Origin of the sequence: Pseudohaliea sp., assembly GCF_040217025.1 — a bacterium.
In the GTDB taxonomy this organism is placed as follows: domain Bacteria; phylum Pseudomonadota; class Gammaproteobacteria; order Pseudomonadales; family Halieaceae; genus Pseudohaliea.
The window spans coordinates 96,974-118,419 of record NZ_JAVJOA010000008.1 but is presented as its reverse complement, the minus strand read 5'-3'; the positions used below and the strand labels follow the sequence as shown (position 1 = coordinate 118,419).

19 protein-coding genes are annotated in these 21,446 nt (G+C 68.0%); 3 read left to right on the top strand and 16 right to left on the bottom strand.

The annotated features are described in order from the left end of the window. Positions 1–88: 88 nt before the first annotated feature. The 3 genes from RKE50_RS04800 to RKE50_RS04790 all read right to left on the bottom strand — a co-directional run bounded on the left by RKE50_RS04800 (position 89) and on the right by RKE50_RS04790 (position 3,946). The gene (locus RKE50_RS04800) at positions 89–2,443 is read right to left on the bottom strand and encodes a TonB-dependent receptor (RefSeq protein WP_350034823.1); all 2,355 of its coding nucleotides are present in this window, start codon (positions 2,441–2,443) and stop codon (positions 89–91) included. Between the two features lie 138 nt (positions 2,444–2,581). Continuing rightward, positions 2,582–3,376 carry a class II aldolase/adducin family protein gene (locus RKE50_RS04795; RefSeq protein WP_350034821.1) on the bottom strand — a complete coding sequence of 265 codons (795 nt, stop codon included), beginning with the start codon at positions 3,374–3,376 and terminating at the stop codon, positions 2,582–2,584. A 39-nt stretch (positions 3,377–3,415) separates the two neighbouring features. Further along, positions 3,416–3,946, bottom strand: a complete 531-nt coding sequence (locus RKE50_RS04790) for a winged helix-turn-helix transcriptional regulator (protein WP_350034819.1) — start codon at positions 3,944–3,946, stop codon at positions 3,416–3,418. 122 nt (positions 3,947–4,068) lie between these two features. Between RKE50_RS04790 and RKE50_RS04785 the strand changes: the two genes are divergently transcribed. Next, positions 4,069–5,289, top strand: a complete 1,221-nt coding sequence (locus tag RKE50_RS04785) for a M24 family metallopeptidase (RefSeq protein ID WP_350034817.1) — start codon at positions 4,069–4,071, stop codon at positions 5,287–5,289. A 7-nt stretch (positions 5,290–5,296) separates the two neighbouring features. On the opposite strand, the gene RKE50_RS04780 is transcribed toward RKE50_RS04785, so the two are convergent. After that, complete coding sequence (locus tag RKE50_RS04780) at positions 5,297–5,560, bottom strand: hypothetical protein (protein ID WP_350034816.1); 264 nt, start codon at positions 5,558–5,560, stop codon at positions 5,297–5,299. Between the two features lie 171 nt (positions 5,561–5,731). Here RKE50_RS04780 and RKE50_RS04775 point away from each other — a divergent pair, with 171 nt between their 5' ends. Beyond that, a complete protein-coding gene (locus RKE50_RS04775; protein WP_350034815.1) occupies positions 5,732–6,553 on the top strand; it encodes a hypothetical protein in 822 nt (273 codons plus the stop codon). A 14-nt stretch (positions 6,554–6,567) separates the two neighbouring features. Here RKE50_RS04775 and RKE50_RS04770 read toward each other — a convergent pair whose 3' ends face one another. Then, entirely contained in the window at positions 6,568–8,088 is a 1,521-nt protein-coding gene (locus RKE50_RS04770; RefSeq protein WP_350034813.1) for a histidine kinase N-terminal 7TM domain-containing diguanylate cyclase, read from the bottom strand. Between the two features lie 103 nt (positions 8,089–8,191). Beyond that, on the bottom strand, positions 8,192–9,790 hold the full coding sequence (locus tag RKE50_RS04765; RefSeq protein ID WP_350034812.1) for an isocitrate lyase: 1,599 nt from the start codon (positions 9,788–9,790) through the stop codon (positions 8,192–8,194). Positions 9,791–10,009: 219 nt separating this feature from the next. Here RKE50_RS04765 and RKE50_RS04760 point away from each other — a divergent pair, with 219 nt between their 5' ends. Beyond that, positions 10,010–11,995, top strand: a complete 1,986-nt coding sequence (locus tag RKE50_RS04760) for an SDR family oxidoreductase (protein WP_350034811.1) — start codon at positions 10,010–10,012, stop codon at positions 11,993–11,995. 18 nt (positions 11,996–12,013) lie between these two features. On the opposite strand, the gene RKE50_RS04755 is transcribed toward RKE50_RS04760, so the two are convergent. The 10 genes from RKE50_RS04755 to ispG form a co-directional block, all read right to left on the bottom strand. After that, positions 12,014–13,114 (bottom strand): hypothetical protein, encoded by a 1,101-nt coding sequence (locus tag RKE50_RS04755; protein WP_350034810.1) that lies wholly within the window; start codon positions 13,112–13,114, stop codon positions 12,014–12,016. Between the two features lie 4 nt (positions 13,115–13,118). Next, the gene (locus tag RKE50_RS04750; RefSeq protein ID WP_350034809.1) at positions 13,119–13,967 is read right to left on the bottom strand and encodes an ABC transporter ATP-binding protein; all 849 of its coding nucleotides are present in this window, start codon (positions 13,965–13,967) and stop codon (positions 13,119–13,121) included. Beyond that, on the bottom strand, positions 13,951–14,331 hold the full coding sequence (locus RKE50_RS04745; protein ID WP_350034808.1) for a GntR family transcriptional regulator: 381 nt from the start codon (positions 14,329–14,331) through the stop codon (positions 13,951–13,953). The genes RKE50_RS04750 and RKE50_RS04745 overlap by 17 nt, the downstream gene beginning before the upstream one ends. A gap of 14 nt (positions 14,332–14,345) precedes the next feature. Further along, positions 14,346–15,233, bottom strand: coding sequence for a GIN domain-containing protein (locus RKE50_RS04740; RefSeq protein ID WP_350034807.1), 888 nt, complete (start codon positions 15,231–15,233; stop codon positions 14,346–14,348). 74 nt (positions 15,234–15,307) lie between these two features. Continuing rightward, a complete protein-coding gene (locus RKE50_RS04735) occupies positions 15,308–15,715 on the bottom strand; it encodes a group III truncated hemoglobin (RefSeq protein ID WP_350034805.1) in 408 nt (135 codons plus the stop codon). 3 nt (positions 15,716–15,718) lie between these two features. After that, positions 15,719–17,137 (bottom strand): ribosome biogenesis GTPase Der, encoded by a 1,419-nt coding sequence (gene der, locus RKE50_RS04730; RefSeq protein WP_350034804.1) that lies wholly within the window; start codon positions 17,135–17,137, stop codon positions 15,719–15,721. Positions 17,138–17,143: 6 nt separating this feature from the next. After that, positions 17,144–18,322, bottom strand: a complete 1,179-nt coding sequence (gene bamB, locus RKE50_RS04725; RefSeq protein ID WP_350034803.1) for an outer membrane protein assembly factor BamB — start codon at positions 18,320–18,322, stop codon at positions 17,144–17,146. Then, positions 18,319–18,987 carry a YfgM family protein gene (locus tag RKE50_RS04720; RefSeq protein ID WP_350034802.1) on the bottom strand — a complete coding sequence of 223 codons (669 nt, stop codon included), beginning with the start codon at positions 18,985–18,987 and terminating at the stop codon, positions 18,319–18,321. The genes bamB and RKE50_RS04720 overlap by 4 nt, the downstream gene beginning before the upstream one ends. 1 nt (position 18,988) lies before the next feature. Beyond that, positions 18,989–20,263 (bottom strand): histidine--tRNA ligase, encoded by a 1,275-nt coding sequence (gene hisS, locus RKE50_RS04715; protein WP_350034801.1) that lies wholly within the window; start codon positions 20,261–20,263, stop codon positions 18,989–18,991. Positions 20,264–20,291: 28 nt separating this feature from the next. Beyond that, the gene (gene ispG / locus RKE50_RS04710) at positions 20,292–21,422 is read right to left on the bottom strand and encodes a flavodoxin-dependent (E)-4-hydroxy-3-methylbut-2-enyl-diphosphate synthase (RefSeq protein WP_350034800.1); all 1,131 of its coding nucleotides are present in this window, start codon (positions 21,420–21,422) and stop codon (positions 20,292–20,294) included. Between the last annotated feature and the right edge of the window lie 24 nt (positions 21,423–21,446).

Sequence of the window (21,446 nt, the reverse complement as noted above, 5' to 3'; positions counted from 1 at the left end):
CTCGGGACCGACCGCCGGAAAGCTCCCCGGGCCCGGCAAAAAAAACCGCGACCCGTGGGCCGCGGTTCCTGGCTGCGCCGGTGAAGTCCTAGAAGGACTTGCGCAGGGTCACGCCGAGCATGCGCGGCGTGTTGGTGCGGAAGCCGAGGCGGGCGCGGCCGCCGCGCTCGCGGTCGAAGGACAGGTCCGCGTTCTCGTCAAAGGCGTTGTTCAGGAAGACCACTGCTTCCAGCGTGTCCCAGACCATGCCGGCGCTGAAGTTGACGATCTCGTAGGCGTCGAGCTCCAGGTCGAGGCTGGTCACTTCCGTCCCCGTGGCGCCGCCAAAGGGCAGGCCGGAGACGAAATCGCCGGCACCGGGCACCTGGTCCGAAGGTTGCGTGTAGCGCTCGCCCACGTGCTGTACCAGCGCGTTCAGGTAGAACTCGTCCGAGCCGAACAGGCCGCCGGGGAAGGTATAGGTCGCCGAGGCCGAGAGCTGCAGCTCGGGGACCGACGGCAGCCGGTTGCCTTCCTCGACGCCGCCGAGAATGTTGCCGGCGCTGTCGGTCACCGTGGAGTCGAACTCGGCCTCGATGTAGCTGCCATTGAAGGTCAACAGGAAGCTTTCCGTGAGGTAGCTGGAGAGCTCCCACTCGGCGCCCATGGTGTATGCCTCCGGCACGTTGAAGGAGATCCGCGAGGAACAGGAACCGGCGTCGAGGGTCACCTGCAGGTCCTCGATGTCCGTATAGAACACGGCGGCGTTGAACTGCAGGCTGCCGACCATGGACTTGAAGCCCAGCTCGTAGTTCCACAGGGTCTCGTCGTCGTAGGCCTGGAACGACCCGAAGGTGTTGAGGTCACCCGGGTCGCAGAGCGGCACGTTCAGCGGGTCGTTGACGCCGCCGAGGCGGAAGCCCTGGGAGGCCTGCGCGTTCACGGTAACCGTGTCGTTCAGGTCGTAGCTCGCCATGAAGCGCGGGTTGATGCCGTCGGAAGCCGTGTCGTCGGTCTGGTCCGCGAGGCTCGAGAACAGGCCGCCCTGGAGGATGTCGCGCTCTTCCTCGAAGTCGTACCAGCGGGCACCCGCGGTCAGCTTGAGGCGCTCGGTGACCTGGTAATCGACCTCACCGAAGAGGGCGATCTGCTCGATGTCGTAGGGCAGGTCCGAGTTGAAGGGCGAGTCCGGCGGGAAGCCGTTGCGCAGCGACTCGGCGGTGCCATCGCCGAGCACGATATCCGTGACCTGGTCGTAACCCGGCGTGGGCAGGCGCTGGGCATAGAAGCGCTTGATGTCCGAATAGAACACGCCTCCGACCCAGTTCAGCGGGCCGTCGTAGTTCGATGCGATGCGGAACTCGTGGGTGATCTGCTCGAGGTCCGTCGTGTCGCGCAGGTTCGAGGGAATCAGCGCGGCGGACTCGCCGAAGCCCAGGTCGATGGAGACCGAGCCGGTGAGCGCGCTGGCGTCCCGGCTGACCAGGATGTCGCGTTCCGTGTAGCTGCCGGCGTAGGTCAGCGAGAGGTTGTCGAGGTTCCACTCGACCACCAGGTCGGCGATGAGGGTCTCGTCCTCGAACTCTTCCTCGAGCAGCAGGTACTGCTCGCGCTCGCCGAGCTGGATGGCCGGCCGCGTCGTCGTATACGGGTTGGCGAAGAGGTTGAACGCCTCCTGGCGGTTGAAGCCGTCGGCGGTGATCTCCTGGTAGACGACCCGCGGGGTGATGCGCAGGTTGTCCGTGGGCTGCCAGGCCAGGGCGATGCGACCGCCGTAGCGGCCACCGCTGTTGACGTCTTCCTGCTTGGGCAGGCCCTCGCGCAAGGCGTCGATGAAGCCGGCGTACTCGGTGCCGTAGGCCACGGCGCGGATGGCCACGGTGTCGGAGATCGGCAGGTTGATAGCGCCCTTCAGGTGGCCGCCCTCCTCGCCGTCGGTCACCGTGTTCAGGTTGGCTTCGATCTTGCCGTAGGTGCCGCCCTCGATATCGGGCTGGTTGGTGATGAAGCGCACGGTGCCGCCCACGGAGCCGGAGCCGAACAGCGTGCCCTGCGGGCCGCGCAGGGTCTCGACGCGATTCAGGTCGAACAGGTCCAGGTCCGGGGTGAACAGGGACAGGGAGATCACGGTCTCGTCGAGGTAGACGCCGACCTGCTCCTTCACGCCCGGCTGGTCGCGCACGATCTGGCCGGCGGAGACGCCGCGGATGGCGACCTGGCTCTGGCCCGGGCCGAGGTTCTGGATGGTCAGGCCGGCGACGTTGCGCGACAGGTCCTCGAGCGTGAACACGTTGTTGCGCTCGATGGCCTCCTCGGACTGGGCGTTGATGGAGAACGGCAGGTCCTGCACCGTCGACTCGCGCTTGGTCGCGGTGACCAGGACTTCCTCGAGCTGGGCGCTGGCGAACTGCGGCAGCGCTGCGGAAACGGCCACGGCCAGCGCCGTAAGCTTCAGGTTTTTCATTGCGGGCTCCTCTCTATGGAGATGGTTCTAGTTGTTACCCCCAAGTGTAGCGATGGGAGCCCGCCGCCGTGCGTAGAAACCCTGTAACTATTTAACAGCTTTCGTGCGTAAACGACTGACTTTGAATGAAATTCAGTCTCAGTCCAGCAACTCCGGCTGCTCCGCCACGATCACGTCGTAAAGCGGCTGGAAGCTGAACCAGCCGGCCAGCGCGCTGCCCACGGTTTCCCGCGTCTTTACGGCATACTCGTGGGGAATCGGCTTCGGTGTGCCGGCGGCCTCGGCAAGCAGCTGCGCCTGGCAGCTGCGCTCCATGGTGACGTACCACCAGGCGGCCTCGTCGACGGAGGCCCCGACAGTTAGCAGGCCGTGGTTCTGCAGGATCAGCGCCTTGTGGTGGTTCACCAGCTCGGCGATCCGGTCGCCCTCCCCGCTGTCGAGCACCACGCCGGTGAAGCTCTCGAGTACCGCGTGGTCCTCGTAGAAGGCACAGGCGTCCTGGGTCAGCGGCTCGAGCTTGCGGCCAAGGGTCGCGAAAGCCTTGCCGTAGAGCGAGTGCGAGTGGGCCGCGGCGGTGATATGCGGGTTGGCCATGTGGATGCGCGAGTGAATCGTGAACGCCGCCCCGTTGAGCAGCCCGTCCCCTTCCACGACGTTGCCCTCGTGGTCCACGCGCAGGAGGTCCGAAACACACATCTGCTTGAAGGAACGGCCCATGGGGTTCACCCAGAACTGGTCCAGGTGCTCCGGGTCACGCACCGTGATGTGGCCGGCAACGCCCTCGTCGAAGCCGAACTTGCCGAACAGCCGCAATGCGGCAGCCAGGCGCTGCTTGCGCGTCAGGCGCTCCGTGGCCGGGTCCCGGTCTCCACCGGGAACCATCGCCTCCGGGTTGTCGCTGTTCATGACGATGTTGTTGGCGGCTTCAGCCATGGGATCACCCCTCCCCTTACGCTTTCGTGAACACGAAGTCTAGTCGACCGCCGGCTCCCTCGACAGCAGCGGGAAAGCCGGCAGTTCCCGGTCTCCCTCCTGTGCCTCGGGGACGTGCAGCGCGAGGGCGGGCCCGACTTCCGGGAGGACGCCCTCGGGCCGCAGGGGCTCCCCGCACTCGCTGCAGGTGAGCAGCGGCCGGGTCTGCTTGCCGCAGGCGTTGTGCACGTACACCACCGGTGCGCCCTCACCCCGGTCCATCCAGTCATCGCCCCAGTTGCCGAGGGTCATCAGGACGGGGTAAAGCGCGAGCCCCTTGCGCGTCAGCCGGTACTCGTAGCGCGGCGGCCGCTCGCTGTAGCGGACGCGCCGCAGCACGCCGTGGTCCACGAGCTTGCCCAGCCGCTCCGAGAGCCGGTGTCGCGTGATGCCGAGGCTGGCCTGGAACTGATCGAAGCGGCGCGTGCCGAAAAAGGCATCGCGCAGGATCAGCAGAGTCCAGCGCTCCCCCACCACGGACAGCGCCCGCGCGACGGAGCAGACCTGGCGGTCGATTTCATCCCAGCGCATGTCGATTCCTCCCTGGAACCGCCAGTATAAGTGCGTGCGCGAGGGCGGGGAACCGGCCGCGGATGCTATGATCGGCCCCTTCGCGAATTCTTCGATACCTTTTGGCAACCCGGGAGAAAACCATGACAGCAGGTGTGGGCGGCAGCGACGCGGCAACGGAACTCGAGGCGCTGCGGGCAGGCGGCGACCGTACCGCCGGGGCCGAGCCCATCGCTGAGGCCGAATACCGCTCCCGGCTCGAGAAGGCAGCCACTCTGCTCCGCGAGCAGGGCCACGCGGCCCTCTATCTCAACGCGGGCAGCAGCCTGCGCTACTTCACCGGCACGCGCTGGTCACCGAGCGAGCGGCTCGTCGGCGCCCTGCTAACGGCGGGCGGCGAGCTCCACTATCTCGCCCCAGCGTTCGAACGCGGCACGCTGGCGGGCTACCTGGTACTCGAGGGGGAGATTCACGGCTGGGAAGAACACGAGTGTCCCTACCAGTTGCTGGCCACGGTGCTCGAGGCTGGCGGCGTGCGCGAGGGCCGGCTCGCCATGGACCCCGCGGCGCCATTCTTCCTGGTCGATGGGGTGCGCGGCGCCCTGCCGCCGTCCCTCGAGCTCAGCAACGGCGCACCGGTGGTGGCCGGCTGCCGCGAGCGCAAGAGTGCCGCTGAGCTCGCGCTCATGCAGCGCGCCAAGGACATTACCCTGGACGTGCACCGGCACACCGCCCGCATGCTGACACCGGGCATCACGACGGCGGAAGTCGAGGCCTTCATTCACGCGGCCCATCGAACCGCGGGCACCGGCGGCTCGACCTTCTGCATCGTATTGTTCGGGCCCGACAGCGCCTTTCCGCACGGCGTCGCCCGGCCCAAGGTGCTCGAGGAGGGTGACATGGTGCTCATCGACACGGGCTGCGAGGTGCACGGCTACCTGTCGGACATCACCCGCAGCTACGTCTTCGGCGAACCCTCGGCGCGGCAGAGGGAAATCTGGAACCTCGAGCAGGCGGCACAGCAGGCAGCCTTCGACGCGGCCCGCCCCGGCGCACCCTGTGGCGCGGTGGATGCCGCCGCACGGGCGGTCATCGAGGAAGCCGGCCTGGGCCCCGGCTACCGGCTGCCGGGCCTTCCGCACCGCACCGGGCACGGCATCGGCCTCGACATCCACGAGTCACCCTATCTCGTCCCCGGCAACGGGACGCCGCTGGACCCCGGCATGTGCTTCAGCAACGAGCCGATGATCTGCGTGCCGGGAGAATTCGGGGTGCGGCTGGAGGATCACTTCCACGTGACGGCGACGGGGGCGCAGTGGTTCACCGCCCCGCCACCGTCCATCGACGCTCCTTTCGGCGCTTGATACGACCTCAGTCGCCCTTGGAGGTCATCGCGTCCTTCATCTTGTCCATGTCCACAGACTCTTTCGCCTTGTCGACATCGACAGCCTCGGCGGCCTTCTCGTAATCCACGCCGTCGGTACTCACGGCGTCCTTCATCTTGTCCGTATCGACGGACTCCATGGCCTTCTTCTCATCGACCGCGTCCATCATTTTTTTCATGTCCTGGGCGGCGGCCGGCAGGGCAACAAGCGCGGTAACGACTACAGCGAGGGACAGCTTGGCAGCATTCATGATCGATAATCTCCGGAGTGAGCGGGCAACAGCGCCCGCCGCTACAGTATTGCAGAAAGCGCACTGTCCGCCAGCCGATGCTGGCAAGTTCCGGATAGACGGACACCGGGAGGGGTGCTTTAATCCGCGCACAATAATGAGCGTTCGCACCTGAAGGCGACGGAAAAAGCCATGCACAACACGGTTATCAAGCTGGTCACGGGCGCGGCCCTGTTCGCGTCCGCCGCAACCGCCGCTGCGGAAAGCCCCTATCCCCGCGGTACCCACGAGTTCATGATCGGTGCCACGCGGCAGTCTGCGGAGTCCCGGGTGCTGGCCAGCGTGGCGCAGCTGCCGCCCTCGGAAATCAAACTCGAGGATCTGAACGTCGACGGCGATCACGACTCCTGGTTCGCCGAGTACAGCTGGCGCTTCCGGGAGCGCTGGCAGCTGAACGCCTTCGCCTACCAGTACCAGGACTCGGGCCGCGTGGGCGCGACGAAGGATTTCAACTACGACGGCGTTGAATTCACCGCCGGCGCGCTTGTGGACAGCACGCTGCAAATCGATACCTACGCCCTCGACGTGCTCTACGCCGTCCACCAGTCGCCGCGGGCGGAACTGCAGGTCGGGGGCGGCATCCACACGCTGAAACTCGGCGCGACCTTCGAGGGCCTGGTGACCGCCGGCAACGAAACGACGACCTTCGCCACCGCGTCCGACGAGCTGCTGGCGCCGGTGCCCAACTTCCGCGCCCGCGGCAGCTATTCCTTCAACGATCGTTTCGGTGCGGACCTGACGGTGGGCTGGCTGAGTGCAAACGTGGATGACTACGACGGCAGCTTCGCCTATGCACATGCCAGGCTGCGCTGCCGCCTCGGCGAAAGCAGCAGCGTCTCCCTCGGCTACCAGGCCACTGCCGTGGACATCAGCCGCAAGCCCGGCGGCGGCCGGGAGCAACGCTTCGATGCGGAACTTTACGGCCCGTCGCTGCAGCTGAACTGGGCTTTCTAGGCGCCGCTGGCCAGCTAGGCGGGCGTCGTCGCTTCCCGGCCCTGCCGCCGCTCCCGCTTCACCGCATACATGCGACCGTCGGCGGCATCGAGGAGCGCGGCGGCATCCTTGCCATCCGCCGGGTAGACCGCCCAGCCGATACTCGCCCCCACGACGAGCTGCCAGTCCGGCCCGCGGTAGGGTTCGACCATCACGCCCTCCAGGCGTCCGGCGAGGCGCTGCGCCACCGCGCCGTCGGCGCGATCCAGCAGCACCGCGAACTCGTCGCCGCCGATGCGCCCCACCACGTCGCCGGGGCGCAGCACCGCCTGCACCCGGCGCGCGGTTTCGCGCAGGACCTCGTCGCCCGCCGCGTGGCCGTGGCGGTCGTTGACCGCCTTGAAAGCGTCGAGGTCGAGGAACAGGAGCGCCAGTGGCCACTCGCCCTCCCGCCCGTCCAGCCGCTCGTACACCAGCTCCAGGAAGGCGCGGCGGTTGAGCACCTGGGTCAGGCCGTCGCGGCTGGCGAGGGATTCGAGGTTGTCGCGCTCACGCCACTCGGCGGTCACGTCCCGCAGCAGTACGGCGGAACCCGCGGGGCCGTCGCCGGGCCCGCGCAGTGGCACCCGGTGCACGCTCAGCACCAGCCCTTCCACGCGCACGTCCAGGGGCCTGCCGCCGACCTCGAGCTCCGAAACGGGCAGGAAGGGGAAGGCCGCTGCAAGGCCCTGCTCGAGCGGCCGGGCCAGCGCGGAAAGCGCCTCCGCCGCCGGATTGATATCGATAATGCGGTCCTCGCGGTCGAGCATCACCACCCCCTCCCCCGCGGCCATGAAGATCTCCCGGTAGGACAGCGGTGAGGACCCGAGGAGGCCGCGGAACAGGGACCAGCCGATGCCGGCGGTGAACACCGGGAGCAGGAGCGGTGACGGCTCGAGGCCGTAGAGGGTAAAACCGCCCTGGGTATAGGCAACGTTGAAGAACATCACGCACAGCGCGCTGGCGACCACACCGATGATCTGGGCGCGGTAGGCCGCCAGGTCGCTGAAGAAACGGCTGACCAGGAGCACCAGCCCGAGGCCGAAGAGCAGGTAGCTGTAGGGCACGTGTACCCAGGTGAACCACCAGCCGTGCTCGATGCCAAGGTTCGGCACCGGACCGCTCTCCAGCCAGACCTTCGCCCAGAGCCAGCCATGCTGCGGGTTCGTGGCCGCCAGCGCGATGGTCAGCAGGGGCAGCGCCAGCAGGGCAGCGAGCTGCGCGCGCCCGAGCCAGCGGTCATAGCCCGTGTAGCGCGCGGCGAAGACCAGCCAGGCTACCGGGCAGGTCGCGCAGCCAAGATAGAGGGCGCGGCCGAACAGCTGCTTCAGTTCGAAGCCCGGGGCGAGGTGCTCGAGGGTGGCGAAGCCGCTCCAGGTGCCGACCAGCAGGGCGAAGACCCCGAAGGTGCGCCGCCCGGGAACGCGCGGCCCGCTGAAGGCAAAGGCCGCGGCGAACAGCATGGCCAGCGTTCCCACGGTGGGCAGCAGGACGATGAGGAGCTGCAGCGGCGTCATGGGCGCAGGGCTCGACCGGGAGTTGCCCAGTGTATACCAAAAAAAAGGGCGGCACGGAGCCGCCCTCGGGGGACACTGCGCGCCGGGCGGCGCGCGGTATTCCTCAGCCGAACTGGTTCATGGTGTTGTCCTTGCCACCGGCCTTGAGCGCGCCCTCGCCGGAGAAGTACTCCTTGTGGTCGTCGCCGATGTTGGAGCCGGCCATGTCCTGGTGCTTGACGCACGCGATGCCCTGGCGGATCTCCTTGCGCTGCACCCCCTGGACGTAGGCCAGCATGCCCTCCTCGCCGAAGTAGCCCTGGGCGAGGTTGTCCGTGGACAGGGCCGCCGTGTGGTAGGTCGGCAGGGTGATCAGGTGGTGGAAGATACCCGCTTCCCGCGAGGCATCGGCCTGGAAGTTCTTCACCCACTCGTCGGCCTGTGCCGCCAGCTCGGAGTCGTCGTACTCGGCGCTCATGAGCTTGTCGCGGTCATAGGCAGCCAGGTCGCGGCCCTCTTCCTGCCAGGCGTCGAAGACCTGCTGGCGGAAGTTCAGGGTCCAGTTGAAGGACGGCGAGTTGTTGTAGACGAGCTTGGCATCGGGCACGTGCTGGCGAATCTCGTTCACCATGGCGCCGATCTGGCCGACGTGCGGCTTCTCGGTCTCGATCCAGAGCAGGTCCGCGCCGTTCTGCAGGCTGGTCACGCAGTCGAGGACGACCCGCGCTTCCCCGGTACCGGGCTTGAAGCGGTACAGGCCGTTGGGCAGGCGCACCGGACGCACCAGCCTGCCGTCCTGCTTGATGACCACGTCGCCCTCGTTCACGTCGTCAGCACTGCTCACTTCCTCGGTCTCGAGGAAGGCGTTGTACTGCGAGGCGAGGTCGCCGGGCTCGCGGGATACCGGGATCTTCTGCGTCAGGCCGGCGCCCAGGGAGTCGGTGCGGGCGACGATCACGCCGTCATCGACGCCGAGCTCGAGGAACGCGTAGCGCACGGCATTGATCTTGGCGAGGAAGTCCTCGTGGGGAACCGTGACCTTGCCGTCCTGGTGGCCGCACTGCTTGGCGTCGGACACCTGGTTCTCGATCTGGATGGCGCAGGCGCCGGCCTCGATCATCTTCTTGGCCAGCAGGTAGGTTGCCTCCTCGTTGCCGAAACCGGCGTCGATGTCGGCGATGATCGGCACGACGTGCGTCTCGAAGTTGTTGATCGCGTCCAGGGCGCGCTGCTCGGCGACCTGGTCACCGGCGTTGCGGGCCTCGTCGAGCGCGCGGAAGAGATGGTTGAGTTCGCGGGCGTCCGCCTGCTTGAGGAAGGTGTAAAGCTCCTCGATCAGGGCGGGCACGGAAGTCTTCTCGTGCATGGACTGGTCCGGCAGCGGGCCGAACTCGCTGCGCAGGGCGGCAATCATCCAGCCGGAGAGGTACAGGTAGCGCTTGCTCGTGCTGCCGTGGTGCTTCTTGATGGCGATCAGCTTCTGCTGGCCGATGAAGCCGTGCCAGCAGCCCAGGGACTGCGTGTACTGGCTGGTGTCGGCGTCGTACTCGGCCATGTCGCGGCGCATGATGCCCGCAGTGTAACGCGCGATGTCCAGGCCCGTGCGGAAGCGGTTCTGCAGCGCCATGCGCGCCGCGAACTCCGGGTTGATGTTGCGCCAGGTGCCCCCCTGCTCCTTGCAGAGAGCGGCAAAGTCAGCTGTCTTTTCCTGGTGAGTCGCCATGGGAAACCCTCGACTGGTTGTGATGGAAGATCGGTGGCCGGTCGGCCGGCTCGATGGACGCAGTCTAGGGACTGGCCCCTCATAAATGAAATAGATGTTTTTGATTTTTGCTATTCATTTGGAAAATGACTGCCGCGGCGCCTTGTGGTCCGCCGTCGACCCGCTAGACTGCTCGAAAGTCAGCAAACTCCACGCTCGCCAACGAATAAGGACAAGCTCATGGCGTACTTCATCACCGGTGGTACCGGCTTCATCGGCACGCACCTCGTCCAGCGGCTCCTCCGCCGCGAGGGAACGCTCTACATTCTAACCCGGGAAGGTTCCCGCGCGCGCTTCGACGCGCTGCGCGAGGCCGCCGGCGACCAGGCTGACCGGCTGGTACCGGTAACCGGCGACCTGCGCGAGCCCATGCTCGGCGTAGACAAGGACCTCATCGCTCAGCTCCGCGGGCGCATCGACCACTTCTTCCACCTCGCGGCGATCTACGACCTCTCCGCCGACGCCGCCTCGCAGGTGGCCACCAACATCGAGGGCACCCGCAACGCGGTGCAGCTGGCAAGCGCGCTGGAGGCCGGCTGTTTCGAGCACGTGAGCTCCATCGCCGCGGGGGGCCTCTACCGCGGCACCTTCCGCGAGGACATGTTCGAGGAGGCCGAGGCCATTGAACACCCCTACTTCGCCACCAAGCACGAGTCCGAGGGTATCGTGCGCCTGGATTGCGACATCCCCTGGCGCATCTACCGGCCCGGCATGGTCGTCGGCGACTCGACCACCGGCGAGATCGACAAGATCGACGGTATCTACTACGTCTTCAAGCTGCTGCAGAAGCTGCGCCGGGCGCTGCCGCCCTGGGTTCCGCTGGTGGGCCTGGAGGGCGGCAAGTTCAACATCGTCCCCGTCGACTACGTGGCCGACGCCATGGACCACATCGCCCACCGCGAGGGGCTCGACGAGCGCTGCTTTCACCTCACGGATCCGGAGCACTACTCCCTCGGTGAGCTGATGAACATTTTCGCCAAGGCCGGGCATGCCCCGAACTTCAGCATGCGCCTCGACAGCCGCATGTTTGCCTTCGTGCCGCGCACCGTGCGCGACACGCTCAGCAACCTGCCGCCGGTCAAGCGCGTGACTCGCACCATCCTCGACGACCTGGGCCTGCCCGAGTCGATCACCCTGTTCCTCAACTACCCCACGCGCTACGACAACCGGGATGCGGAGCGCGCGCTCAAGGGCAGCGGCATCAGCGTGCCGTCCCTGCGCGACTACGCACCGAGGATCTGGGATTACTGGGAGCGCAACCTGGACCCGGACCTGTTCGTGGACCATTCGCTGGAAGGCAACGTCAGCGGCCGCAACGTGCTGATCACCGGCGCCTCCTCGGGCATCGGCAAGGCCACGGCGCTGCGCCTCGCGGACGCCGGCGCACACGTGATCCTGGTGGCCCGCACCCTGGAGAAGCTCGAGGAAACCGTTGCCGAGATCGAGCTGGCCGGCGGGCGGGCATCGATGCACACGGCCGACGTGTCGCTGATGGAAGACGTGGACCGGCTGGTGCAGGAGGTGCTCGAGGCGCACGGCGCGATCGACGTGCTCATCAACAACGCGGGGCGCTCGATCCGCCGCTCCCTGGAGCTGTCCTTCGACCGCTTCCACGACTTCGAGCGCACCATGCAGCTCAACTACTTCGGCGCGATCCGGCTGATCATGGGGCTGGCGCCATCCATGCTGGAGCGCCGCAGCGGCCAGGTGATCAACATCTCCTCCATCAGCGCCCTCATGCCGGCGCCGCGCTTCTCCGCCTACGTCGCCTCAAAGAGCGCCCTCGACGCCTGGACCCGGGCGGCCGCGGTCGAGTTCTCGGACCGCAACGTGCGCTTCACGACCATCAATATGCCGCTGGTGCGCACGCCGATGATCGCCGCGACGGAGGTCTACAACTCCATGCCCATCATCTCGCCCGAGGAGGCGGCGGACATGGTCGCCGAGGCCGTGATCAAGAAGCCGAAGCGCATCGCGACGCGCCTCGGCATCTCGCTGCAGGTGATGAACGCCCTCATGCCCCACGTGACCGAGGTGATCATGAACACGGTGTTCCGCATGTTCGGCGACTCCGCCGCGGCCCGGGGCGAGAAGAAACCGGAAGAGGTGCGGGTCTCCAACGAGCAGGTCGCCCTCGCCGCCCTCATGAAGGGCGTGCACTTCTGAGGGCGCATGCCCGGCAGGCTAGATCTCCCAGCGGTGCCGGCGCAGCCAGACCGCGCCGGTCAGCAGCAGACCGGCGGCGACCAGGCCGGCGCCCATGCTGGGCAGGTCCACGGCGCGCCAGTTCGGCCCGAACAGGTAGAGCCCCGCTGAACCCGGGTCGGCTTCGACGTCGGCCACCAGCTTGGGCAGGTGGTCCACCACGGTGCCGATCACATAGGTGCTGCCGAAGAGCAGCGCCTCACCGATAGCGAGGGCGACGACCGGCGTCACGGCGAGCAGGAACGGCGAGCGCCGCGCCGCCGCCGAGGCCAGCATCAGCCAGGCCCAGATCGGTGCCAGCCACAGGGCCGTGAGCACCCAGCCGCCGAACTGGTTCAGGGCCAGACGGCCGAGGGCGAGGCCCTCGAAGAGCTTCTCCGTGGGCAGATCCAGGCGCCAGGCGAGCACCGCGGCCAGCGCGAGGGTCAGCACCTGCAGCACGAAGCTGACGATGAAGACGACGCCCGGCGCGACCACGACCACCACCGCGAACTTCGACAGCACGGTCTGCCACTCGGAGACCGGCATCGACCGCCAGAACAGGATACTGCGGTCCTTGCGGTCGTCGAACAGCGTGCCCAGCAGGTAGTTAGCCGTGGTGAAGAACAGCACCAGCACCAGGATGTAATGTACGACGTTCAGCAACGGGCTCAGGCCGCCCAGGTCTTCCGGAACCGGGGCCGACGCCGCTTCCGCATCCGCCGCGCGAGGCGGGCTGAAGGTCCAGTCCCGGGAGAAGTTCCAGGCTTCCGGGGGTGGCGGCGCCTCGGGCTCGCTCACCGGCAGATCCAGCGGCGGCCCGAGTCGCTCGTCCAGCTCGCCGCGCCGGTACACGGTGACTTCATCCTCGCCCACGCTGATGGAAATGTTCAGGGAACCGTCACTGCGCTCATGCTCCAGCACCTGCATGAAAGCCTCGCCGAACACGCTGATCCGGTCGGCGAGAAAGACGCTGACGCTGAGCAGCACCACCAGGCTCGCGGCGATGGTCACCGGTGTCCACAGCAGCGAGGCGCGGTACTCGCGCATTTCCCGCTGCAGCAGGGTGAACAGGGTGTTGGGGGGTGTTCTCGCGGTCACCGGCTCAGCCTCCTACCTTCGCCATGAACAGGTCTGCCACGGCAGGGGTGCGGCACTCGCCGAGGGGCGCGACCAGGCTGCGGTCCACATCCTCGTAGATGAACGCCTTCCCGCCCAGGATGCTGCGCTTGCCCACGTGGGGGATGGCCTCGGCGCGCGCCACCGCCTCGCCGACAGCGTGCAGCTCCACGAAACGTTCCTCGAGGCGCGCCGTGGCTTCCGTGAGCACCAGGCGGCCGTGATTGATGAACACCACGTGGGTGAGGATGTGCTCGACCTCCTCCACCTGGTGCGTCGAGATGATGATCGTGCGCTCCTCGTCGAAGTAGTCGTTGAGCAACTGCTCGTAGAAGCGGCGCCGGTAGAGGATGTCCAGCCCCAGTGTCGGTTCGTCGAGCACCAGCAGGCGGGCGTCGATGGCCATGACGAGGGCGAGGTGCAGCTGCACCGTCATGCCCTTGGACAGGTCGCGGACACGGCGGCGCGGGGTCACCTCCGTCGTGGCCAGGAAACGTTCCGCCTGGTCGCGGTCGAAGTTCGGGTGCACGCCGCGGACGTAGTCGAGGAGCTCCTCCACGCGCATCCAGCGCGGCAGCACCGCGGTATCGGCGATGAAGCTGACGTTCTGCATGAGCCGGGCGTGCTCCGCGAGCGGGTCGCTGCCGAGGACCCGGAGTTCCCCGTCGCAGCCCGTGAGGCCGAGCAGGGCCCGGAGGAGCGTGGTCTTGCCGGCACCGTTCGGGCCGATAAGCCCGACGACGCTGCCGCTGTCCAGGGCGAGGTCGACGCCGTCGAGGGCGAGGATATCGCCGAAGGTCCGCCGGAGGCCTCTTGCTTCAATGATGTGTGACATGCTGCTCCCCGCCCGCGTCCTGCAGGCGCTCCACGATGGTGTTGATGGCCACGCCCAGGGTGCGCGCCCGGGCCGCGAGGGCGGGCACCTCCTCGTCCAGGAAACGGCGCTTCTCATCGCTGGAAAGCGCCGCCTGGGCCCCGGAGCGGACGAACATCCCCAGCCCGCGGCGCTTTTCCAGCAGGCCCATGTCGACCAGTTCCTGGTAGGCCTTGCTCACGGTGATATGGTTGATCCGGTACTCGGCGGCGACCTGGCGCACGGAGGGAATCGACTCGCCTTCGGGGAACGACCCGTCCAGCACCCGCTGCATCACGAGGTCGCGAAGCTGGCGGTAGATCGGCTGGGCGTCGTTCCATTCCATGGCTGCGTCGGCCCTCAGTCGTCGCTGTCGTGCAGCCGGCCCGAGCCGAGGATCGTCGTGCTGATATCTGGCTTGCCGCGGTAGTGAACGTCCCCGCTGCCCAGCACCGTCACATCCAGGGTCTGCACCTCGCCGATGCGCGCATCGCCGGAGCCGACGATGTTCATCTCCGCGTCCACGGTGTCGATGCGCCGGAAATCGATGTCGCCGGAACCGACGATGGCCAGCTCCACGTCGCCCGCCCTGCCGCGCTCCCGGGCAGTGATGTCGCCGGACCCCTTGAGCACCAGGTCGATGCTGCCTTCCACCTCGACCGCGCCGAGGCTCATGTCGCCGGACCCGGCAAGGGAGAGCTTCAACGACCCCGCGGAGAGTTCCGCGACCTCGAGATCGCCGGAGCCATTGAGATCGAGCCGCAGCGCGTGGCCACTGGCGTCGATGCCGTAGAGCCGCAGGTCGCCTGAGCCCTCCAGCAGCACCTGCAGGTCATCGACGACCAGCGGACGGACATACACGGTGCCGCTGCCGGCCATGTGCAGGGCTTCGATCGACGGCAGGATGAGCTTGTAGCGCACATCGCTCACGTCGGCCCGGCGGCCCTGCTCGCTGTCCCCGAGCACCAGGAGCTTCTCCCGGGCGATGAAGGGGCGCAGTGCCAGCTGCTCCGCCGGGCCGCGCATGAGCAGCTGGGCGGGTTCACCCTGGCTGATCTCCACATCGACCGCGCCGCGCACGGTGACCCGGCTCATGGGCAGGTTCTCCACGCGCAGCGTTTCCAGGTCACCGGCGTGGGCTACCCGGGCCCAGAGCACACTCGCCAGGGCGCAGGCGACAAAGAGCGCCGCGCCGGCGAGGAGCCCGCTGTCGCCGCCGAAGCGGCGGTTGCGATGAGGGAAAAACATGTCCGCAATCCTTCCTGCGTGGGTGTTATAGGGGACTATAGCACCCGCTTGCGGCTGGCGGAGGCCCCCTGCGGTCACTCGTCGCGCACCGCCCGCCGTTCGTCGCAGGGCGCTTCGAGGCCGGCCTGCATATTGGCCGCAATGCGGGTCGCCAAACGCCGGGCACGCTCGCTGAAAGGCCCGGCAAAGCCCCCGTCGAGCGTCGCCGTGAACAGCGCCAGCCAGCGCTCGAAGTCTGCCGGCGTGAAGGGCCGGCGCCCATGCACGACACGGTGGATGTTCATGGTATGGCGGCGATAACCCGGGTCGCCGAGGAGCATCTTGCGCCAGTAGGCGCGGATCCGCGGCAGGTGCGTCGGCAGGTCAATGCCGGCGGCATCGATGAAGATGGGCCTGAGCTGCGGGTCGGCGAGGAGACGCTGGTAGAAGCGGTCGACGAAGGCGGCAATCTGCTCCGGGCTGTCGAGATCCGGCCGTGCCATGGCTCAGCGGTCTTTCTTGCGCTGCCGGCGCTTCTTGTCCTTTTTCACGTGGGCCATGAGCCGGCGCTTGCGGTCCACCTGGCGTTTCGACAGCGTGTTGCGGCGGCCGGCATAGGGGTTTTCGCCGGAGCGCAGCTCCACGCGCACGGGCGTGCCGCTCAGGGAAAGGGCGCGGGCGAAGGTCTTCTCGAGGTAGCGCCGATAGCTGGCGGGGATGTTGTCCGTACCGTTGCCGTGAATGACGATGACCGGCGGATTGCGACCGCCGGCATGGGCGTAGCGCAGCTTGCTGCGCCGGCCGGCGACCACCGGCGGCGGGTGGTCCGCGAGCGCATCCTGCAGGATGCGCGTGAGCCGGCTCGTCGACAGCGGCCGGGTGGCCGCCTCGTAGGCGGCGTCGATCGAAGCGAAGAGCAGCCCGACACCGGAGCCGTGCAGCGCCGAGATGAAGTGGGTCTCGGCATAGTCGACAAAGCGCAGCCGGCGCTCGAGCTCGCTCTTCATCCGCTCGCGCTGCTCGGGCTCGAGCCCGTCCCACTTGTTCACGGCGAGCACCAGGGCGCGTCCGGCCTCGATGCAGTGCCCCAGCAGGTGAAGGTCCTGGTCGACGAGCCCCTCGCTGCCGTCCATGAGCAGCACCACGACGTTGGCCTGGTCGATCGCCTGCAGCGTCTTGACGATGGAGAACTTTTCCACGACCTCGCGCACGTTCTTGCGTCGGCGCACGCCCGCGGTATCGATCAGGGTGTAGGGAGCGCCGTCGCGCTCGAAGTCGATGAAGACGCTGTCCCGGGTTGTGCCCGGCTGGTCGTAGACCACGACCCGCTCCTCGCCGAGGAGCCGGTTGACGAGCGTGCTCTTGCCGACGTTCGGCCGCCCCACGACGGCGACACGCACGCGGTCCTCTTCGCTGTCCGCCGGCGCTTCGCCTGGCGGGAAATCGGCGAGGACGGCCTCGATGAGCGCCCGCACGCCGCGCCCGTGGCTGGCGGCGATGCGATAGAAGTGCTCGAGGCCGAGGCGGTAGAAGTCGCTGGCGGCCACCTCCGGATCGAGGCCGTCGACCTTGTTCACCACGAGGTCGAAGGGCTTGCCGCGACGGCGCAGTTCACGCACCAGCTGCTCGTCGTCGGCAGCGAGCCCCGCCCGGGCGTCGACCAGGAGGAGTACCCGGTCCGCCTCCTCGATGGCCGCCAGGGACTGGCTGGCCATGGCGACATCGATGCCGGCCTCGTCGCCGCTGATGCCGCCGGTGTCGATGACGATGAAGCGGTGGTCGTCGCTGCGCCCCTCGCCGTACTTGCGGTCCCGGGTCAGCCCCGGCAGGTCGGCGACCAGCGCGTCACGGCTGCGCGTGAGCTGGTTGAAGAGGGTCGACTTGCCCACATTCGGGCGGCCGACCAGGGCGATGACCGGGAGCATGGGGCATCAGTCCCTGGGGGTGATCTCGTAGGCCACGAGCTTGCCGCTATTGCCGTACACGTAGAGCACGTTGCCGTCGGCGAGCATGTCCGCGCGCGCGCCGTCACCATCGACGCGGGTGCGGCCGACGAACTCGCCGTCGACCTGGGAGAGGAGGTGCAGGTAGCCCTGGTAATCGGTCACGGCCAGGTAGGAGCTGACCGGCGTCGGCCGCGACAGCTCGCGGAAGCCGAGCGCGGGCTGTTCCCAGCGCACCCCCTGGCCGTTGCGGAGGTAGGCGGTGATGGTGCCATCGTCATCCGCCACGTAAACGTTGCCGAAGCCCTGGGACACACCGGAGAAAGAAGACAGGTTGCGCTGCCAGAGCTTGCGGCCGCTGCGGATATCGAGCGCGGTCACCCGTCCCTGGTAGCTGGCGGCGTAGAGCTCGGTGCCCTGGATCGCCATGGTGCCGTCCACGTCGACGATGCGCTCGATCTCGGAGCGTCCCTGGGCGATGGCCACGCGGGCCTCCCAGGTGACCGCCCCGGTGAGGGCGTCGAAGGCCAGTACCCGGCCGTTGGCGAAGCCGGCGTAGACCGTGCCGTCGCGCAGGATCGGCGTGCTGGTGCCGCGGATGGTCAGCACCGGCACGTTGCTGTCGTAGCTCCAGAGCCGCTCCCCGGTGTCGTGATCCAGGCCGTGGAGCTTGCCGTCGTAGGTCTGGGCGACCACGACCTGCCCGTCGCCCTGCGGCGGGGCGAGCACCTCGCCGGTGAGCCGGGCGGACCAGCGCACGCTGCCGTCGCCGGCATCGAGGCGCAGCACCTCGCCGTCGGCACTGCCGAGGTAGAGGTTGCCATCGTAGTAGCCCACGCCTCCGGAAAGGCCGTTCTCGACGTTTTCCTTCCAGCGCGTTCGGCCGCGGTTGCGCTCCACGGCACGCACCTGGCCGTCCACGGAGGCGGCGTAGATCATGTCGCCCGCGAGCACCGGCTGCAGCTTGTAGAGGCCCTTGCCCTGCCCGTCACCGACGGAAACGGACCAGAGCCGGTCGACCGTGACCCGCGTGTCGATATCGATAAGCTCGGCGGGCTTGCGCGGGTCCTCCTCCTCACTCCAGTCGAACCAGTCGCCGATGGTGCTGCAGCCGGCGAACAACGGCAGCAGCGCGATCAGCCAGGCGGCGCGCAGTGTCGCGCTCATCCCTGCACTCCCGCCGTGGGCGGCTGCGGCGCCAGGTAGTCGAGTTTCTCCGTGAGTCCCGGCAGCGGCCGGTCCGGATCGGCGAGGGTTTCGGCCTTGCGGTAAGCGGCGGCGGCTTCGCTGTCGCGGCCGGCGGCGAGGAGCACGTCGCCCCGGGCCATGGCGTAGGCCCCCGCGTAGGGGTTGTCGGCATCGTCGGCCAGCAGTTCGAGCGCGCCCTCGGTATCGCCGCGGGCGGCGAGCACCCGGCCCAGGCGCAGCCTGGCAACGCGGTGCAGGTCCTCCCCTGCAGAAGTCTCGGCGAGCACGGTGCGCAGTGCTGCTTCCGCCGCGCCGAGATCACCCAGGATCACGTGCAGCCGCGCGAGGTGCAGCTCCGCGAAGCGCGCGTAGGCGGTGCCGTCGTACTCGGTGGCGATACGGGTCGCGATTTCCTCCGCCTCGGCGGCGCTGCCGCCCTGCTCCGCGGCGCCCAGCGTCTCGAGGAACTGCTGGAACAGGTTCGAGGCGGCCTCGGCCCGGGCCTGCTGCCGGGCCTGCCAGCCCTGCCAGCCGAAGGCGACGGCCACGGCGAGGAGGATCGACACCAGGGTGCTCGTGCCGTTCTCCTTCCACCAGCGCTTGAGTGCCTCGAGCTGTTCTTCTTCCGTCCGGTAACTTTCCACGTCAGTGTCCTTGCGTCATTATCTCGGCCAGCGCGGGGGCTACCGCCGCCAGCGGCAGGCGGCGCTGCTCGCCGCCGCGCAGGGGCTTCAGGACCACCTCGCCCGCGGCGACCTCGTCCTCGCCCCAGACCAGCGCCACCGGGGCGCCGCTCTTGTCGGCCTTCTTCATCTGGCTCTTGAAGCTGCCGCCCCCCGCGTGGCGCAGGATGCGGGCTGCCGGCAGCGCATCGCGCAGCCGCTCGCTCTCGGCGAGGGCGGTCCGTTCCGCGGCGTCGCCCACGGCGACCACGTACACGTCCGGCGCGGCGGCGGGCGCGGCCACACCGAGCTCCGCGCGCAGCAGCACGAGCCGCTCGAGGCCCATGGCGAAGCCGACGCCGGGCGTCGCCCTGCCGCCGAGCTGCGCCACCAGGCCGTCGTAGCGGCCACCGGCACAGACCGTGCCCTGGGCGCCCAGCGCCTCCGTGACCCACTCGAAAACGGTCTTGTTGTAGTAGTCGAGGCCCCGCACGAGACGCGGATTGTGCACGAAAGGGATGCCCGCTGCATCCAGCAGGGACCCCAGGCGGTCGAAATCCGCCGCCGACTCGTCGTCGAGATGGTCGGCCAGGGAGGGGGCGCCGTCGAGCACCGCCCGGGTACCCGGGTCCTTGCTGTCGAGGATGCGCAGCGGGTTGGTCTCCAGCCGGCGCTGGCTGTCGGCATCGAGCGCCTCGCGGTGTCCCGCCAGGTAGGCGACGAGGGCTTCCCGGTAGGAACCGCGCGCTGCCGGCGAGCCGATGGAATTGAGCTCGAGGCGCACCGCACCTTCGATGCCGAGCAGGCGCCAGAGCCGCGCGCACAGCGCGATCAGCTCCGCGTCGATATCCGGGCCGGCGAAGCCGAAGGCCTCGGCGCCGACCTGGTGAAACTGGCGCTGGCGCCCCTTCTGCGGCCGCTCATAGCGGAACATGGGGCCGCCGTACCAGAGCCGGCAGGGGGTGCCGAGCAGGTTCTGCTGGATCGCCGCGCGCACGCAGCCGGCAGTGCCCTCCGGGCGCAGCGACAGGCTGTCGCCGTGGCGGTCCTCAAAGCTGTACATCTCCTTCTCGACGATATCCGTGACCTCGCCGATGGAGCGGCTGAACAGGTCCGTCTGCTCCACCAGCGGCAGCCGCAGCTCGCCGTAGCCGTAGCTCGCCAGCAGACGAGCAGCGGTCTCCTCGACCTCCCGCCACTGCAAAGCCTCGTCAGGCAGGATGTCGTTCATCCCGCGGATCGCGCGAATGGGGTTCATGGTGTGTCCTGCGTGGTGCCGGCGGCGCTCACCCGGTGCTCTTGAGGATGACTTCCTCTTCCTGCCGGGCACGCTCCGCCTCGATCTTCGCCGCGCGCTCGCGGATGACCTGCTCGAGGTGGTCGATGAAGTCGGCGTTGCTGACCTTGTGGTCCGGCTCGCCGCCGACGTAGATGAGATTGTTCGGCGTGGCGCCGGTGAGACCCACATCCGCCTCCCGGGCCTCGCCGGGACCGTTGACGATGCAGCCGATCACAGCCACGTCCATCGGCGTGCGCACGTCCTCGAGGCGCTGCTCGAGCGAGTTCATGGTGCCGATGACGTCGAAGTTCTGCCGCGAGCAGCTCGGGCAGGCGATGAAGTTGATGCCGTTGGTGCGCAGCTTGAGGCTCTTCAGGATCTCGAAGCCGACTTTCACTTCCTCCACCGGGTCCGCCGCCAGGGAAATGCGGATCGTGTCGCCGATGCCCTCGTAGAGCAGCATGCCCAGGCCCACGGCGGACTTCACGGTGCCGCCGCGCAGGCCGCCCGCCTCGGTAATGCCGAGGTGCAGGGGCTGGTCGATCTCCTTCGCCAGCAGCCGGTAGGCGGCGACGGCCATGAAGACTTCCGAGGCCTTCACGCTGACCTTGAAGTCCGGGTAGTCGTGCTTGTCGAGGATGTCGACGTGGCGCATCGCCGACTCGACCAGCGCCTCGGCCGTAGGCTCGCCGTACTTGCGCTGCAGGTCCTTGCCGAGCGAGCCCGCGTTGACGCCGATGCGGATGGGGATGCCGCGGTCCCGGGCACAGGCGATCACCTCGCGCACCTTGTCGTCCCGACCGATGTTGCCGGGGTTGATGCGCAGGCAGTCGACACCGTACTCGGCGACCTTCAGGGCGATGCGGTGGTCGAAGTGGATGTCCGCCACGAGGGGCACATCGACCCGGGCGCGGATCTGCTTGAAAGCTTCGGCGGCCTCCATGCTCGGTACGGAGACGCGGACGATGTCGGCGCCGGCGTCGGCAATGGCCTGTACCTGCGCAACCGTGGCGGCGACGTCACAGGTTTCCGTGTTGGTCATGCTCTGCACGCTGATCGGTGCATCGCCTCCGACGGCTACCTTGCCGACGTGGATCTGCCGGCTCTTGCGACGCTTGATCGGGGAACTGTGGCTCATGACTTTGCCTCGACTGCTGCTGCC

Excerpts from the sequence above, each read along its gene's own strand:
- RKE50_RS04800 (WP_350034823.1), bottom strand. The coding sequence starts at position 2,443 with ATGAAAAACCTGAAGCTTACGGCGCTGGCCGTGGCCGTTTCCGCAGCG.
- RKE50_RS04795 (WP_350034821.1), bottom strand. The coding sequence starts at position 3,376 with ATGGCTGAAGCCGCCAACAACATCGTCATGAACAGCGACAACCCGGAG.
- RKE50_RS04790 (WP_350034819.1), bottom strand. The coding sequence starts at position 3,946 with ATGCGCTGGGATGAAATCGACCGCCAGGTCTGCTCCGTCGCGCGGGCG.
- RKE50_RS04785 (WP_350034817.1), top strand. The coding sequence starts at position 4,069 with ATGACAGCAGGTGTGGGCGGCAGCGACGCGGCAACGGAACTCGAGGCG.
- RKE50_RS04780 (WP_350034816.1), bottom strand. The coding sequence starts at position 5,560 with ATGAATGCTGCCAAGCTGTCCCTCGCTGTAGTCGTTACCGCGCTTGTT.
- RKE50_RS04775 (WP_350034815.1), top strand. The coding sequence starts at position 5,732 with ATGCACAACACGGTTATCAAGCTGGTCACGGGCGCGGCCCTGTTCGCG.
- RKE50_RS04770 (WP_350034813.1), bottom strand. The coding sequence starts at position 8,088 with ATGACGCCGCTGCAGCTCCTCATCGTCCTGCTGCCCACCGTGGGAACG.
- RKE50_RS04765 (WP_350034812.1), bottom strand. The coding sequence starts at position 9,790 with ATGGCGACTCACCAGGAAAAGACAGCTGACTTTGCCGCTCTCTGCAAG.
- RKE50_RS04760 (WP_350034811.1), top strand. The coding sequence starts at position 10,010 with ATGGCGTACTTCATCACCGGTGGTACCGGCTTCATCGGCACGCACCTC.
- RKE50_RS04750 (WP_350034809.1), bottom strand. The coding sequence starts at position 13,967 with ATGTCACACATCATTGAAGCAAGAGGCCTCCGGCGGACCTTCGGCGAT.
- RKE50_RS04745 (WP_350034808.1), bottom strand. The coding sequence starts at position 14,331 with ATGGAATGGAACGACGCCCAGCCGATCTACCGCCAGCTTCGCGACCTC.
- RKE50_RS04740 (WP_350034807.1), bottom strand. The coding sequence starts at position 15,233 with ATGTTTTTCCCTCATCGCAACCGCCGCTTCGGCGGCGACAGCGGGCTC.
- RKE50_RS04735 (WP_350034805.1), bottom strand. The coding sequence starts at position 15,715 with ATGGCACGGCCGGATCTCGACAGCCCGGAGCAGATTGCCGCCTTCGTC.
- der (WP_350034804.1), bottom strand. The coding sequence starts at position 17,137 with ATGCTCCCGGTCATCGCCCTGGTCGGCCGCCCGAATGTGGGCAAGTCG.
- bamB (WP_350034803.1), bottom strand. The coding sequence starts at position 18,322 with ATGAGCGCGACACTGCGCGCCGCCTGGCTGATCGCGCTGCTGCCGTTG.
- hisS (WP_350034801.1), bottom strand. The coding sequence starts at position 20,263 with ATGAACCCCATTCGCGCGATCCGCGGGATGAACGACATCCTGCCTGAC.
- ispG (WP_350034800.1), bottom strand. The coding sequence starts at position 21,422 with ATGAGCCACAGTTCCCCGATCAAGCGTCGCAAGAGCCGGCAGATCCAC.